Origin of the sequence: Methylotenera sp. (assembly GCF_029946165.1) — a bacterium.
GTDB lineage: Bacteria > Pseudomonadota > Gammaproteobacteria > Burkholderiales > Methylophilaceae > Methylotenera.
In genome coordinates this window covers 1-12,715 of the sequence record NZ_JAQSDZ010000001.1, presented here as the reverse complement: position 1 = coordinate 12,715, position 12,715 = coordinate 1, and the positions used below count along the sequence as shown (strand labels likewise).

The 12,715-nt window shown below is 39.4% G+C and carries 15 protein-coding genes; 12 read left to right on the top strand and 3 right to left on the bottom strand.

Going from position 1 to position 12,715, the window contains the following annotated elements:
- Positions 1–12 precede the first annotated feature (12 nt).
- The 8 genes from PSV17_RS00075 to PSV17_RS00040 all read left to right on the top strand — a co-directional run bounded on the left by PSV17_RS00075 (position 13) and on the right by PSV17_RS00040 (position 9,423).
- Positions 13–939 carry a glycosyltransferase family 2 protein gene (locus tag PSV17_RS00075; RefSeq protein WP_300478246.1) on the top strand — a complete coding sequence of 309 codons (927 nt, stop codon included), beginning with the start codon at positions 13–15 and terminating at the stop codon, positions 937–939.
- A 41-nt stretch (positions 940–980) separates the two neighbouring features.
- Positions 981–1,928, top strand: a complete 948-nt coding sequence (locus PSV17_RS00070; protein WP_300478243.1) for an NAD(P)-dependent oxidoreductase — start codon at positions 981–983, stop codon at positions 1,926–1,928.
- Positions 1,921–3,084, top strand: a complete 1,164-nt coding sequence (locus PSV17_RS00065) for a glycosyltransferase (protein ID WP_300478241.1) — start codon at positions 1,921–1,923, stop codon at positions 3,082–3,084. The genes PSV17_RS00070 and PSV17_RS00065 overlap by 8 nt, the downstream gene beginning before the upstream one ends.
- Complete coding sequence (locus tag PSV17_RS00060) at positions 3,081–4,028, top strand: SDR family oxidoreductase (RefSeq protein WP_300478239.1); 948 nt, start codon at positions 3,081–3,083, stop codon at positions 4,026–4,028. Before PSV17_RS00065 ends, PSV17_RS00060 begins: the two co-directional genes overlap by 4 nt.
- Complete coding sequence (locus tag PSV17_RS00055; protein WP_300478237.1) at positions 4,021–4,584, top strand: sugar transferase; 564 nt, start codon at positions 4,021–4,023, stop codon at positions 4,582–4,584. Before PSV17_RS00060 ends, PSV17_RS00055 begins: the two co-directional genes overlap by 8 nt.
- A 112-nt stretch (positions 4,585–4,696) precedes the next feature.
- On the top strand, positions 4,697–6,598 hold the full coding sequence (locus PSV17_RS00050) for a nucleoside-diphosphate sugar epimerase/dehydratase (protein ID WP_300478235.1): 1,902 nt from the start codon (positions 4,697–4,699) through the stop codon (positions 6,596–6,598).
- Positions 6,599–6,673: 75 nt separating this feature from the next.
- On the top strand, positions 6,674–7,213 hold the full coding sequence (locus PSV17_RS00045; protein WP_300478233.1) for a hypoxanthine-guanine phosphoribosyltransferase: 540 nt from the start codon (positions 6,674–6,676) through the stop codon (positions 7,211–7,213).
- A gap of 380 nt (positions 7,214–7,593) precedes the next feature.
- Complete coding sequence (locus tag PSV17_RS00040; RefSeq protein ID WP_300478231.1) at positions 7,594–9,423, top strand: PQQ-binding-like beta-propeller repeat protein; 1,830 nt, start codon at positions 7,594–7,596, stop codon at positions 9,421–9,423.
- Between the two features lie 12 nt (positions 9,424–9,435).
- Here PSV17_RS00040 and PSV17_RS00035 read toward each other — a convergent pair whose 3' ends face one another.
- Positions 9,436–9,690: a SemiSWEET transporter gene (locus tag PSV17_RS00035; protein ID WP_300478229.1), complete on the bottom strand. Its 255-nt coding sequence runs from the start codon at positions 9,688–9,690 to the stop codon at positions 9,436–9,438.
- Positions 9,691–9,817: 127 nt separating this feature from the next.
- A complete protein-coding gene (locus PSV17_RS00030) occupies positions 9,818–10,021 on the bottom strand; it encodes a cold-shock protein (protein ID WP_013147957.1) in 204 nt (67 codons plus the stop codon).
- A gap of 401 nt (positions 10,022–10,422) precedes the next feature.
- Here PSV17_RS00030 and infA point away from each other — a divergent pair, with 401 nt between their 5' ends.
- On the top strand, positions 10,423–10,683 hold the full coding sequence (infA, locus tag PSV17_RS00025; protein WP_300431427.1) for a translation initiation factor IF-1: 261 nt from the start codon (positions 10,423–10,425) through the stop codon (positions 10,681–10,683).
- 305 nt (positions 10,684–10,988) lie between these two features.
- On the opposite strand, the gene PSV17_RS00020 is transcribed toward infA, so the two are convergent.
- Entirely contained in the window at positions 10,989–11,204 is a 216-nt protein-coding gene (locus tag PSV17_RS00020; protein WP_300478226.1) for an RNA-binding S4 domain-containing protein, read from the bottom strand.
- A gap of 421 nt (positions 11,205–11,625) precedes the next feature.
- Between PSV17_RS00020 and PSV17_RS00015 the strand changes: the two genes are divergently transcribed.
- The 3 genes from PSV17_RS00015 (at position 11,626) to PSV17_RS00005 (ending at position 12,550) form a co-directional block, all read left to right on the top strand.
- The gene (locus PSV17_RS00015) at positions 11,626–11,883 is read left to right on the top strand and encodes a hypothetical protein (protein WP_300478223.1); all 258 of its coding nucleotides are present in this window, start codon (positions 11,626–11,628) and stop codon (positions 11,881–11,883) included.
- Between the two features lie 89 nt (positions 11,884–11,972).
- A complete protein-coding gene (locus tag PSV17_RS00010) occupies positions 11,973–12,146 on the top strand; it encodes a hypothetical protein (protein WP_300478220.1) in 174 nt (57 codons plus the stop codon).
- On the top strand, positions 12,146–12,550 hold the full coding sequence (locus tag PSV17_RS00005) for a DUF1376 domain-containing protein (protein WP_300478217.1): 405 nt from the start codon (positions 12,146–12,148) through the stop codon (positions 12,548–12,550). The genes PSV17_RS00010 and PSV17_RS00005 overlap by 1 nt, the downstream gene beginning before the upstream one ends.
- The last annotated feature ends 165 nt before the right edge of the window (positions 12,551–12,715 follow it).

The following is a 12,715-nucleotide window of genomic DNA, read 5'->3' as shown; positions in this document are numbered from 1 at the left end:
ATTAACCTCTTTATGTTAAATGCCGACTCATCTAATCAAGTCAATGTGCTTCTATCTACTTATAACGGTGAAGCATATTTACATGAGCAGTTACAAAGTTTATACCAACAAACATACGAAAATATTAGAATTTTTGTGAGGGACGACGGTTCATCAGATTCAACGTACGGTATTCTGCAACAAGTGGCTTCTGAAAATAGGATTTTTTTGCAAAGGCCTGATGCAAATATAGGGCCTGCAGCGAGCTTTTTTAGCTTGCTAGATATTTCTGGCGATGCTGGGTTTTATGCATTTTGCGATCAAGATGATATTTGGAATAGAGATAAGCTGGAGAGGGCCGTTTTAGCACTTGGATCGCTACCTGAAGATATTCCAGCTATGTACTTTTCTAGGCTTGATTATGTTGATGCGAATAATCAATTTATCAAATTATCTCCTCAGCCTGAAAAAATTGGGTTTGGTAACGCATTAGTTGAAAATATTGCTACGGGATGTACTGTAGTTCTTAATAAGAGTGCAAGAGATTTGATAATAAAGTCACTACCTGATCGATGTTTGATGCATGACTCATGGTGTTATCTTGTGATCTCATGTTTTGGTGAAGTGCTCTTTGATGACCAATCTACTATGCGTTATAGGCAGCATTCAAACAATGCCATAGGTGCTGCAACTTCGGTATGGGATAGCTATATACGGCGAGTGAAGCGCTTTAGTTTGTTTAAGCATGGTGTTTTTAGATTTAGCGATCAGGCAGAGACTTTTTTAGAGAGATATAGTGAAGTTCTTTCAGATGAAGCAAAAGCTTTGCTTCTAGAGTTTTTGGGAGCAAAAAAACTATTTCTAGGGCGATTTAGATTAGTATTTAATAGAAAAATCTGGCGCCAAAGTATTTTGGATAACCTAATTTTGAAATTACTTATTTTGATGAATAGATATTAATATCGCGTAATTTTAATTACCTTCGGAATATACACGCAATTATGATTGTCGCTATTACAGGGGCTACTGGTTTTATAGGTAAGAGACTCGTGCAGAAGCATTTAGCGCTTAAGCATAAAGTTAGATTTTTAACCAGAAATCCACAGTCACTTGATCTCTTCGATGGAGCTGAAGGGCATCTCTCCGATTTGGCCGAGCCTAATAAGGCTTTATATAGCTTCGTTGAAGGTGCTGATGTGATTTACCATCTGGCAGCAGAGCTGCAAGACGAGGCTCTAATGTGGAAGGTTAATGTAAAAGGAACACAAAACCTGCTTGACATAGCACAAGGTAAAGTTGGTCGGTGGGTACAGTTAAGTAGCACTGGCGTTTATGGTGCAAAGCTAGAGTCGCTGATTAATGAGCAAAGTATATTAAGACCTAACAATCTTTATGAGAAGTCCAAAACTGAGGCAGATAGGTTGGTAACAGAATATTCTGTAAGTAATAGCATGCCCGCTGTTATTCTGAGGCCATCAAATGTATATGGTGCAGATATGCCTAATCAATCATTATTTCAGCTTATATCAATTATTAATCGTGGGCTATTTTTTTATGTTGGAAAAAAAGGCTCAATAGTAAATTATGTGCATGTAGACAATGTAATAGATGCACTTATGTTGTGTGCATCTGTGCCCTTATATCGAAACCCGTTAACGTATATTGTTTCTGATTATTGCACTATAGAAGAGTTAGTTGAGATTATCGCTGAGTCTTTGGATAAGCCTTATCCAAAATTAAGGTTTCCTGAGACAGTGCTGCAGTTAATAGCTAGTATCGCTGAGAAAATTCCAGGTTCGCCGCTCAAGCAGTCTAGAATTGATGCAGTTACTGGTAGGGTAATATATTCATCAAAGTCAATTGCTACTGATATTGGCTATTGCAACCGTATTTCTATTAAGGATGGTTTTAAAGAAATGGTTGATGCTTGGATTAAGCGACATGACTAATCAGAAACGTATAAAAGTTTTGAGAGTGGTGACAACCTCAGAATGTATACCTTGGCATTTAGCTAATACCCTTAAGAGACTTACTAAAGACTTTGATGTGTGTGTTGCAGGCCAAGGGGTGTCGATTTACAGGCTGGATTATCCAGAAATAAAGTGGGTCGATATTGAGCTTACAAGAAAGGTAAATATCTTTTCTGATTTTTCTGCATTACTTAGTCTTTGTAAGCTGATTCATCAATACAAGCCTGATATTCTACATTCTATAATGCCTAAAGCTGGATTGATTTGCGCATTGGCTGGGTTCATATGTAGCACTCCAGTTCGTATACATACATTTACTGGCCAGGTTTGGGCTAACAAAAGAGGGTTGGTGCGTTTATTTCTTAGAGTTTTAGATAAACTCATTGTTTTACTTAACACTGTATGTTTGTCGGACAGTCCATCGCAATCTGAATTTTTATATAAAAATAATATTTCTCTGAATGGTAAACCTTTACCTGTTTTGTCCAGGGGGTCTCTTTCTGGAGTTGATATTCAAAGATTCGATAGTCAATTGGTTCCTAGTCAAGTAAAAGCCTTACAGGCACAGTTTGGTATTCTGGATACAGATTTCATTTTTGCTTTTATAGCTCGTAAGAGTCTTGATAAAGGCGCTGTCGATGTTTTACGTGCGTTCGCTATCGTTGCTCAAAAATACTCACAAGCAAAACTGTTGTTTGTCGGACCCGATGAGTCTAATGGTGAAGTTGAAAAAGTGCTTAATTCAAACTCTATTTTTCAAGATCACGTTCTGAATATCGGAAGAGTAGTTAATCATGAATTATATTTAGCAATTAGTGATGTTCTCTGTTTACCTAGCTATCGAGAGGGTTTCGGTAGCATTGTGATTGATGCTGCAGCAATTGGTGTTCCTACTATTGGATCAAACATTGCTGGCTTGGTTGATGCTATTGAAAATGGTAAAACGGGCATACTTTTTCCAGTTGGTGATATTGAGCAGTTAACCCAGTTAATGTGCACCTTGATAGAAAGCCCAGCCCAAGCAGTGCAATTGGGTGAGCGTGCAAGATTAAGAGTGCATAAGTATTTCACTGCAGATATTTTATTCAATGCACTAAAAGAGATATATCTAGAGCACACGCGGATGCTAGGATGAAAATTCTTTTGACTGGTGCTAATGGATTTGTCGGACAGGCATTCTATGCTGAGGCTATTACACGTGGTTTAAATGTTCTTGGAGTCACACGGACTAACTCTGCTTTATTGCATAGCATTAACAATATTTTGGTTGGTGATATTGGAGGTACGACTGATTGGACATTAGCTTTAGAAGGTTGCGATGTCGTGGTTCACCTTGCCGCCCGAGTACATGTGATGCAAGAGACCTCTAATAACCCTTTAGCGGAGTTTCGCCGATTGAATGTAGTGGGAACTGAGCGTTTGGCGCGTTGTGCAGCTAAAGCAGGTGTTAAACGTTTTGTGTACGTTAGCTCTATTAAAGTGCATGGCGAAGAAACTTCTGGTAATCATATTTATTGTGAGCAAGATGTACCTGCACCGCAAGATCCTTATGGGGTTTCTAAGTGGGAGGCTGAACAAGCATTACATAAAATAGCAAAAGAGACTGGGCTTGAAGTTGTAGTTGTGCGTCCACCTTTGGTCTATGGAGCTGGCGTAAAAGGTAATTTTGCGCAAATGCTGTCAGTGCTCGCTCGTGGTTTACCACTTCCATTTGCATCTGTTACAAATAGACGTAGTTTAATTTACATTGAAAACTTAGTTGACGCTTTGATCTTATGTGCAACACACCCAGCGGCTGCGGGGCAAACGTATTTAGTGAGCGATGGTGAAGATATCTCCACTTCAGATTTACTAAAGAAATTATCGCTGGCTATGGATAAAAGCCCCCGATTGTTTCCTTTCCCTGTTGCATTGTTGAAGCTTGCTGGGCGTTTGGTGGGTAAGTCAGATCAAATTGCTCGCATCGTTGGATCTCTTCAAGTGGATAGCAGTAAAATTCGCCGTGAATTAGGTTGGGTGCCGCCATTTTCTGTAGATGAAGGCTTGAAGGTTATTGTGCAAGGAAAATCGTATGATTAAGCGGTTTGTTGATTTATGTTTAGCCTGCATTGCCTTTTTAATAATGGTTTTGCCTATTTTAACAGTCATGGTATTGGTACGCATCACTTCTGCAGGGCCAATTTTGTATTGGTCAGATCGTGTAGGCCGTGATAATAAAATATTTAAAATGCCAAAGTTTCGCTCGATGCGCGTCAATACACCTGCCCTTGCAACACATTTACTTAATAATCCTGAACGATTTTTGACACCTATAGGATCATTTCTGCGCAAATCTAGCTTAGATGAATTGCCACAACTTTGGAGTATTATTAAGGGTGATATGAGTTTTGTGGGGCCACGCCCTGCATTGTTTAATCAAGATGACTTGGTAGCATTAAGAACAGAGTATGGTGTTGATAAATTGTTACCTGGTTTAACTGGTTGGGCGCAGATTAATGGTCGAGACGAGTTACCTATTCCAATTAAAGTAAAACTTGATGTAGAGTACTTGCACAAGCAGTCTTTTTTACTAGATTTAAAAATTATATTTTTAACGTTTTTGAAAGTACTGCGTAGGGATGGTATTCAGCATTAGTATCAGACTCAGATATGCTTTGTGAGGGCAATATTATATTTTAGTGATGTTATGTTGATACAATGTAAAAAATCTAAGAATACAAAGTTAAATACTCTAACAACCTAACTAAATGACCAAATCACTGATTAATCCACTTACTTTTTTGGCGCTATTGCATGATATTGCAGTAGCGGCTTTTGTTTGGTTTGCAGCGTACTTGTTACGCTTTAACTTCGCCATCCCCCCTTTACATCTTCAGTACATGTTGCAATCCATCGTATGGGTTGCAACATTACAAGGTGCCGTTTTTGTCGCTTATGGTTTGTATCGGGGCATGTGGCGCTTTGCTAGCGTGTCAGATTTAAAACGAATTTTATTTGCGGTTGCTTCAGCTGCCATCTTAGTTGCTGCCTTGCTATTCATGTTGAGTGGTTCAATAGTTATTCCCCGTTCTGTATTGATTTTAGATCCACTATTACTAATGTTGATGATGGGCGGTAGCCGCTTTGCTTATCGAGCATGGAAAGAACACTCACTTTATGGCATCGCGCTGTCGCAAGGCAAGCCAACGTTAATATTAGGTGCGGGCGATGCTGCGGTGGCCTTGCTTAAAGATTTGTCTCGGAGCACTCAATGGCGTGTTGTTGGTCTGCTTGACGATGATAAAACCATGCTGGGGCGCGAGATATTTGGCGTTAAGGTATTAGGCTCAATTGCAACATTAGGCGATATTCGACGACGATTAGGTGTTGAGCATGTGATTGTTGCGATGCCTTCTGAACATCATCAAAAACGTCGTTCCGCGATAGATTTAGCCAATAATCTAGGCTTAGAAGTGTTAACTGTGCCGGCTATTGATGATTTGATGAGCGGTAAAGTGAGTGTTTCTCAAGTTCGCAAAGTGGATGTGGAAGATTTGTTAGGCCGTGATACAGTATTGCTCGATAACTCAGGCTTGCAGCATTTGATTGCGGAACATGCCGTATTGGTAAGCGGAGCAGGGGGATCAATTGGATCTGAGCTTTGTCGGCAAGTATTGAAGTTTAATCCTAGCATATTGATTTGTTTGGACATTTCAGAGTTTTCTCTTTACCAGTTGGAGCAAGAGCTTAATGCATTAAAGATTACGACTAAGTTACATTTTATGACGGGTGACGTTAAAAATAAACAACGCGTTAAAAGTTTGCTTGAACAGTTTCAACCAGCAGTGGTGTTTCATGCAGCAGCCTATAAGCACGTACCAATGATGGAAAATGGTAATGTTTGGGAGGCACTTTCAAATAATGTGATTGGTACGCACACCATTGCCAATGCATGTAAAGAAGCTGGAGTTGAGAAGTTTGTCCTTATTTCTACGGATAAAGCGGTCAATCCTACCAACGTGATGGGGGCAAGTAAACGTCTTGCTGAAATGGTCTGCCAAGGTTTACAAGTCAAGCTTGCACGAGAAGAGATGGGTACACGTTTTGTCATCGTACGTTTTGGTAACGTGCTAGGTAGTAGTGGTAGCGTTATACCTAAGTTTAGAGAGCAAATTGCCAAAGGTGGCCCAGTCACGATTACTCACCCTGAAATTACTCGGTATTTCATGTCGATACCAGAAGCGGCGCAGTTAGTATTACAAGCTGGCTTAATGGGTAAAGGTGGAGAAATTATGGTGCTTGATATGGGTGAACCCGTTAAAATCGCAGCATTAGCCGCTGACATGATTCGCCTTTCTGGTCTTCAAGCCGATGAAATAAAAATCGAATATGTAGGGCTCCGACCAGGCGAGAAACTTTACGAAGAGCTACTTGCAGATGATGAGCATACTATGCCAACTCCACATGAGAAATTGCGTATAGCCCAAGCCCGTGAGGTTGATATTGCTTGGGTAAGTAAGCTCTTGAAGTGGATAGAGGGCACTGAAAATGTGAATGAAGCAATCATCAAAAATGAATTGAAGCTTTGGGTTGAAGAATATAGCCAGCAACATAAAGTGGGGTTAGAAAAGCATTTCATTTTAGATGTTGAGCAAGTTACTCTGCATTAACTTCTTAATTATTAAATTTTCAACTTCATTAATTTTTGTATAAGTAACTTCTTAACTAATTCGCAAATGGCCAAATTGAAAATACTAAACCCTCAAGATTTGCTCGATCAAGCGCAACTTATTCATACATCCGAGGCCGTTCAGCTTGCAATAAGCAGAATTGGCAAAGAAGTCACTTTACAACTTGAAGAAACTCGACCAATTGTGATTTGCGTGATGGGCGGTGGTATTGTTTTCGCTGGGCAATTACTCACACAACTGACATTTCCACTTGAACTAGACTACGTACATGCTAGCCGCTATCAAAACAACACGGTAGGCAATGCGCTTATCTGGCAATCTCTACCAAAGTTAGATCTAAGCAATCGAACTGTATTGTTGGTAGATGATATTTTGGACGAGGGAATTACTTTGCTGGCAATTAAAGAAAAATGCCTTGCACTAGGTGCAAAAGAGGTTTATTCCGCTGTATTGGTAGAAAAGAAATTATCACATCCAAAACCAATTAAAGCTGACTTTGTTGGTTTAGACGTACCTAATCTCTATGTGTTTGGCTGTGGTATGGATTCTTATGGCTGGTGGCGAAATTTGCCAGCTATATACGCATTATCTTAAACCCTGATTGTCCATTAGAAATAATTGAAATAATGTAAATCCAATGTAGGAGGGGCTTGCGGCACCTAATCGCGATGGCGATTCGAAGTGATATTTTGTTCGGGGCTACAAGCCCCTCCTACAGCCATCCGCAACAGTTTTGGTGGAAAATGCTAAAAAATAAATGTTCTAATGGATTATCTGGGTTAAATACGGGCTATTTTATCAATCTCGCACCATAATTTTACTTCTGTGCATAAGTTGACTCTCAATCTACTTAATCATTTGCTGCATATCTTAGAGTTTAACTTTCACGTCATCTGGCATAAAAATTTGCAAACTGTATACACATCTGTATACTTAAATTTTAAATGCTATTGATGAGTCCAAAGGAAGGTTGTATGCGCAGTCTTTTACAATGCAAGCAGTTGAGTAATGCTGGTTTATTTGGTTTATTTGGTTTAGTTTTGTTAAGTAGTGTCGCAATGCTTTCATGCAGTAGCTCTCCTACTAAGCAAATAAATGTTCAATCAAGTAGTACAGATAAAGAGTGGCCAAGTTTTGGCCGTGATTTTACAAATCAGCGGCTTTCTCCACTCACGCAAATTAATCCACAAAACGTTAAAAACTTAAAGCTGGCTTGGCAATTCAAAAGTGGCGTTGTTGCAAGTTTTCAGGCCACACCTATCGTCACTGGTGGCTTCATGTATGTAGCTTTACCTTTCAATCATGTCGTTGCATTAGATGCCAAAACGGGTAAAGAGCTTTGGCGCTATCAACATGAGCGTAGGGCGAATTGGAAAATGTGCTGTGGCCCTGCAAATAGAGGCGTGGCAGTAAGTGGTGGTAAAGTATTTATTGGTACGGTTGACGCGCGCTTGATTGCACTTGATGCTAAAAGTGGCGCAAAGATTTGGGATATTGATGTTGCCGATGACACGGCATTAACAGAAAAAACCAGCTCATTAAGTCAGGCAGACGCTAAAAGCCATAAAGAAGCCTATGGCGGTACGGGCGTCGGTATCGCGATGGCGCCAGTCGTTTATCATGGCAAGGTCATTGTTGGCATAACAGGAGTGGGTTATGGCCTGCACATTGACCAACCAACAGTCAATGCACCTCTAGGTGCTGTGGTTGGTGTTGATGGCCGTTATGGTCGCCCAGGCTTCTTGGCTGCTTATGATGTTGCTAGTGGCAAGCGTATTTGGACATTTGATACCATTCCAACGCAAGGTTGGGAGGGCGTATTTGCTGAAACAACTTCAGACGGTATCTCGCTCAATCGAGATATTGCTGCTGAAAAAGCTAATATGGTGAATAATAAAGACGCTTGGCGCTTTGGCGGAGGTTCTGCTTGGAGCACGCCTGCTATTGACACTAAAACCAATACGCTTTTTTTTGGTACGGGTAATCCTTCGCCGCAAATGAACGACATTTCTCGTCCTGGGGATAATCTGTATACAGTTTCTCTAATTGCTTTAGATACTGAAACAGGCAAGCTTAAATGGCACTATCAGCAGGTACCACACGATGTATGGGGTTATGATTTAGCGAGTCCGCCCGTGTTGTTTGATTATAAGAAGGACGGCAAGCCTATTGCTGCCGTAGGGCAGGCCAGTAAAACTGGTTGGTATTACGTTAACGACAGAGCAACTGGTAAGCTGCTGATGAAGTCTGATGCATTCGTACCACAAAAAAATCTTTTTGCTAAAGCAAGTAAAGAAGGCACTGTACTTTACCCTGGGATTTTAGGTGGATCAAACTGGAGCCCTAGTGCGCTAGATGAGCATAATCAAACCAGTTTTGTAGCTGGTATACATGCGCCCATTAAATATACCTTAGTGGAAGAGGATGCTCTGGATGGCAAGCCCTCTACTCGATATGCATCGTCTGAACCAACTAAAGACCCGCGTTGGGGCGTGATTTCAGCAATCAATCTTGCAACAGGAAAAATGCGATGGCAAGTTAAAACTGAGCAGCCTTTGATGGGCGGCTTGCTTGCGACTCAAAGCGGCTTGTTATTTATGGGTGAGGGCAGCGGCAACTTTAATGCATACAACAGCAATACAGGTGACTTATTGTGGCAAACTAAAGTCGATGCAGGTGTTAATGCGCCACCTATCAGCTATGAAATTGATGGTGTGCAGTATGTAGCAGTCGCTGCAGGGGGTAATTCTATATTTGGCTATACTGCTGGCGATAATATTGTGGTTTACGCACTTGGGAAGTAGTGCTAAAACGTGTTAGCGGTGCTTTAGTTTTAAAATAAGCACTGCGCACGCTAAAACTAAGGTGATGCCGTTGGCCAGAATTATGGGCCAACTCGTAATCATTAGGCCATACATGAACCAACCCAATACGCCCAAGCTAAACAAGCTATACATGGGTAGTGAAACACCTGATAAATCACGTGTTTTCCATGAGTGCAATGCTTGTGGCACGAAAGCAAATGTAGTTAAAAAGGCTGAGGAATAGCCAATCAAATCGGTAGGAGTCATGTGGGTGTTAAATTTTAATAGGCTAGAATACTTTTAGGTTTGAATTAAAACCATCAATTTTAAGATAAAAAAATAGCCCAATGAAGGGCTATTTTTTTTTGAATTCCATTAACTGGATTCTAGTTAACTAAGCTTTTTGGATGTTTGAAGCTTGTTTACCTTTTGGACCGTCTGTAACGTCAAAACTTACGCGATCATTTTCTTTTAAGCTTTTGTAGCCGCTATCTACGATAGCTGAGAAATGAGCGAATAAATCGTCGCCGCCTGCATCAGGAGTAATGAAACCAAAACCTTTTGAATCATTAAACCATTTAACTAAACCTGTAGCCATATCTTATTCCATACTTTTAAAAAAGGGAGGCACCCTAAATGATTGGGTTTTTAACAAATAATCAGTCTTGAGAACTTAACCACTTTAAACATCCAAACGCCGAAATTACTTTTTACTTGTAAACAATTGCCGTGTCAAGCAATATTTTCTATAAATCATGATTAGCAATGAAAAATATGTAAATTTATAAATTTGTTGGTATTTGGCACATAATTTAGAGGATTAATCAATTGATTAATCAGAACTCAAGCGTTATAATGCGCGCGAGCAGTATATGGATCAGTTGCAAGTAGTTTAAATGTGAGTAGTATTTTTTACTAGAACTTTCATTTTAAGCAACAAGCTCTATAGAGATTGTTGCTTATTGTAAATTGCTTCAAAATATTACTGGAGAACTAGATTTGGCTAAAGAAGAATTGATTGAAATGAATGGTGTGGTGATGGAAATATTACCAGACTCGCGCTATCGCGTAACGTTGGACAATGGGCACAAGTTAATTGCCTATACTGGCGGTAAAATGAAAAAAAATCACATTCGAATTCTAGCTGGCGACAAAGTAACTTTGGAACTTTCTCCATATGATATCAATAATGGCCGCATTACTTTCAGGCATATTGAATCTGGTGGTGCCACATTTACACCAAGAAAACGTACTTATTAATAGCTTGCGTTAGACTTTCCACAACAAGCTTAATTTATTCAAAAGCCTATTTGTCAAAGTAGCTAGAATAAACCTCTAAAATATATTCATCTTTCAATAAGAAAGTTTATAAGTATCGGTAAGGTTTAGTCAGATTCAAGCTTTAGAGTTTAAGTGCGCTCTAAAGCTGATTTCTTATCACGTGATAATTGCATATTACTGATTACTCATCTAAATATAGCTGTTGTAAGTTAAGGTGTTGTGTGAATTAGAAATAATTCATTGATTTAGAAAAATATCCGACCTAGTGACAATCACCAGCTTATTTAATTAATGTTAATCGTTTGATTGCCAACCACTACCGTTTGACCAGTGCGGATTTTAGCTGTTTTTCTAGTTTCAATTAAACCATCAACCTTCACTAACCCTTCCGCCACCATTGCTTTACCGCGACCGCCACTGTCAGCTAATCCTAATAATTTTAGTAGATTGCATAATTCTACGTATTCTGTAGTTAAATCAAATTGTGTAGTTTGTGACATAATGAGTCTCGTTGAATGGAGTAGAATAAGGTTTGATTTGGTGCCCAAAAGAGGCGTTGAGGATTCAAAGTAACCTCTGCAACCCGCATACAATCTAGTTCTTAGAGTGGTGTGTTTTTAAAAGTACCACAATAGTACCACAAGCTTTAATTCTAATTGCTCCAAATTCCCCAGTATTTTATCACCCTTAAGTTACTCTTGAATATGTCATTATTGATATTCAACAAGCAATAGTCAGCAGAGGTATATCTGCATGGTCTACCATTAAGACCACAGCGCAAGAACAGAGGCAACTTTGGAAGTCAGTCGGAGAAGCTCTGCTAGTTGGACGTAAGTTACATAAGGCAGACCAAAAGTTTTCTCAGTGGTGTGCTGAAGTTGGCTTTGGTGATTTAGCTAGAGCAGTACGAGCAGATGCTATGTGGTTCGCTACGGTGTCCACGCAGTAGACACTAGCTTAACTCATCCAACACATATCCGTTCTCAGTACAACGAGAACCTAGCGACTCTAGAGTTACCTTCAGACCTTCAAGACTTATCACCAGTTACTACAGTTACCTTAGACACTCGCGAAGCTGAGAAGGTAGCTAAGGTTATCAATAGGGTTAAGACTGGTGGTGAAGGCTCAGATATCGCTAAGAGACACTTAACTCCCGTAACACCAAATATACAAGGTTGATGCATAAATTCAATGGCTTACAGCCTGATGTACATACTTTAGGAAGACCAATTGTAAATATTCTAACTGTATAAGGAAATATGTACCCCATGGATGATAAGAAAATCTTTAGGAGCTTTGCGTTACCGCTCGTTACTTTTGAATACCTAAAGTTATTCCAAAGAAATTATTTAAGTAAATACGAAGTAAAAATTAACAACAATCAAGCTCTAGCGATTTTGCTTAAAGAGCATAAAAATCAAAAAGAAGGAAATGAAGAATAATGGCAACTAAAACTAATAAAGACCCAATGGCTTGGCTCAAGTTGAATGTAGGTTTGTTCTTACATGAAATTAATAACTTAAGTGATGCCCATGTAGCTGTTTATATCAAACTATTGGTAGCTTACTGGACTAATGGTAATAAGCTTCCTCCACTTGGTAGTGCCTTTAATAGAAGAATTGATATCAAAGATACAAGAGGTGAGGAAGTTCTCAAAGAAATACTAGAAGAATTCTTTAAGGTTGACTCGAATGGAATCTATTCTCATCAAGAGCTGGATAGGCAATTAAGTGAGATTAAAGCCTTTAGTCAAGCACAGTCTGTGAGAGCAAGTAAACCTCGATATCCTAACGATAAACCATCTAGTTCTAATGTTGATACGATTGATGACGAAGATAACTTTTAAAGAATAATATCCAAATTTAGCCACCGCTAACCACTGCTAACCTATAGAGAGATACATAGATATATATATAATAGACAGATATAAAAATATAGTACTGACTAACCTTACTTAGAGCCTGTAAAAAAATCTGTGTAAATGATATTTTACCAATGACCTTCAAAGGAA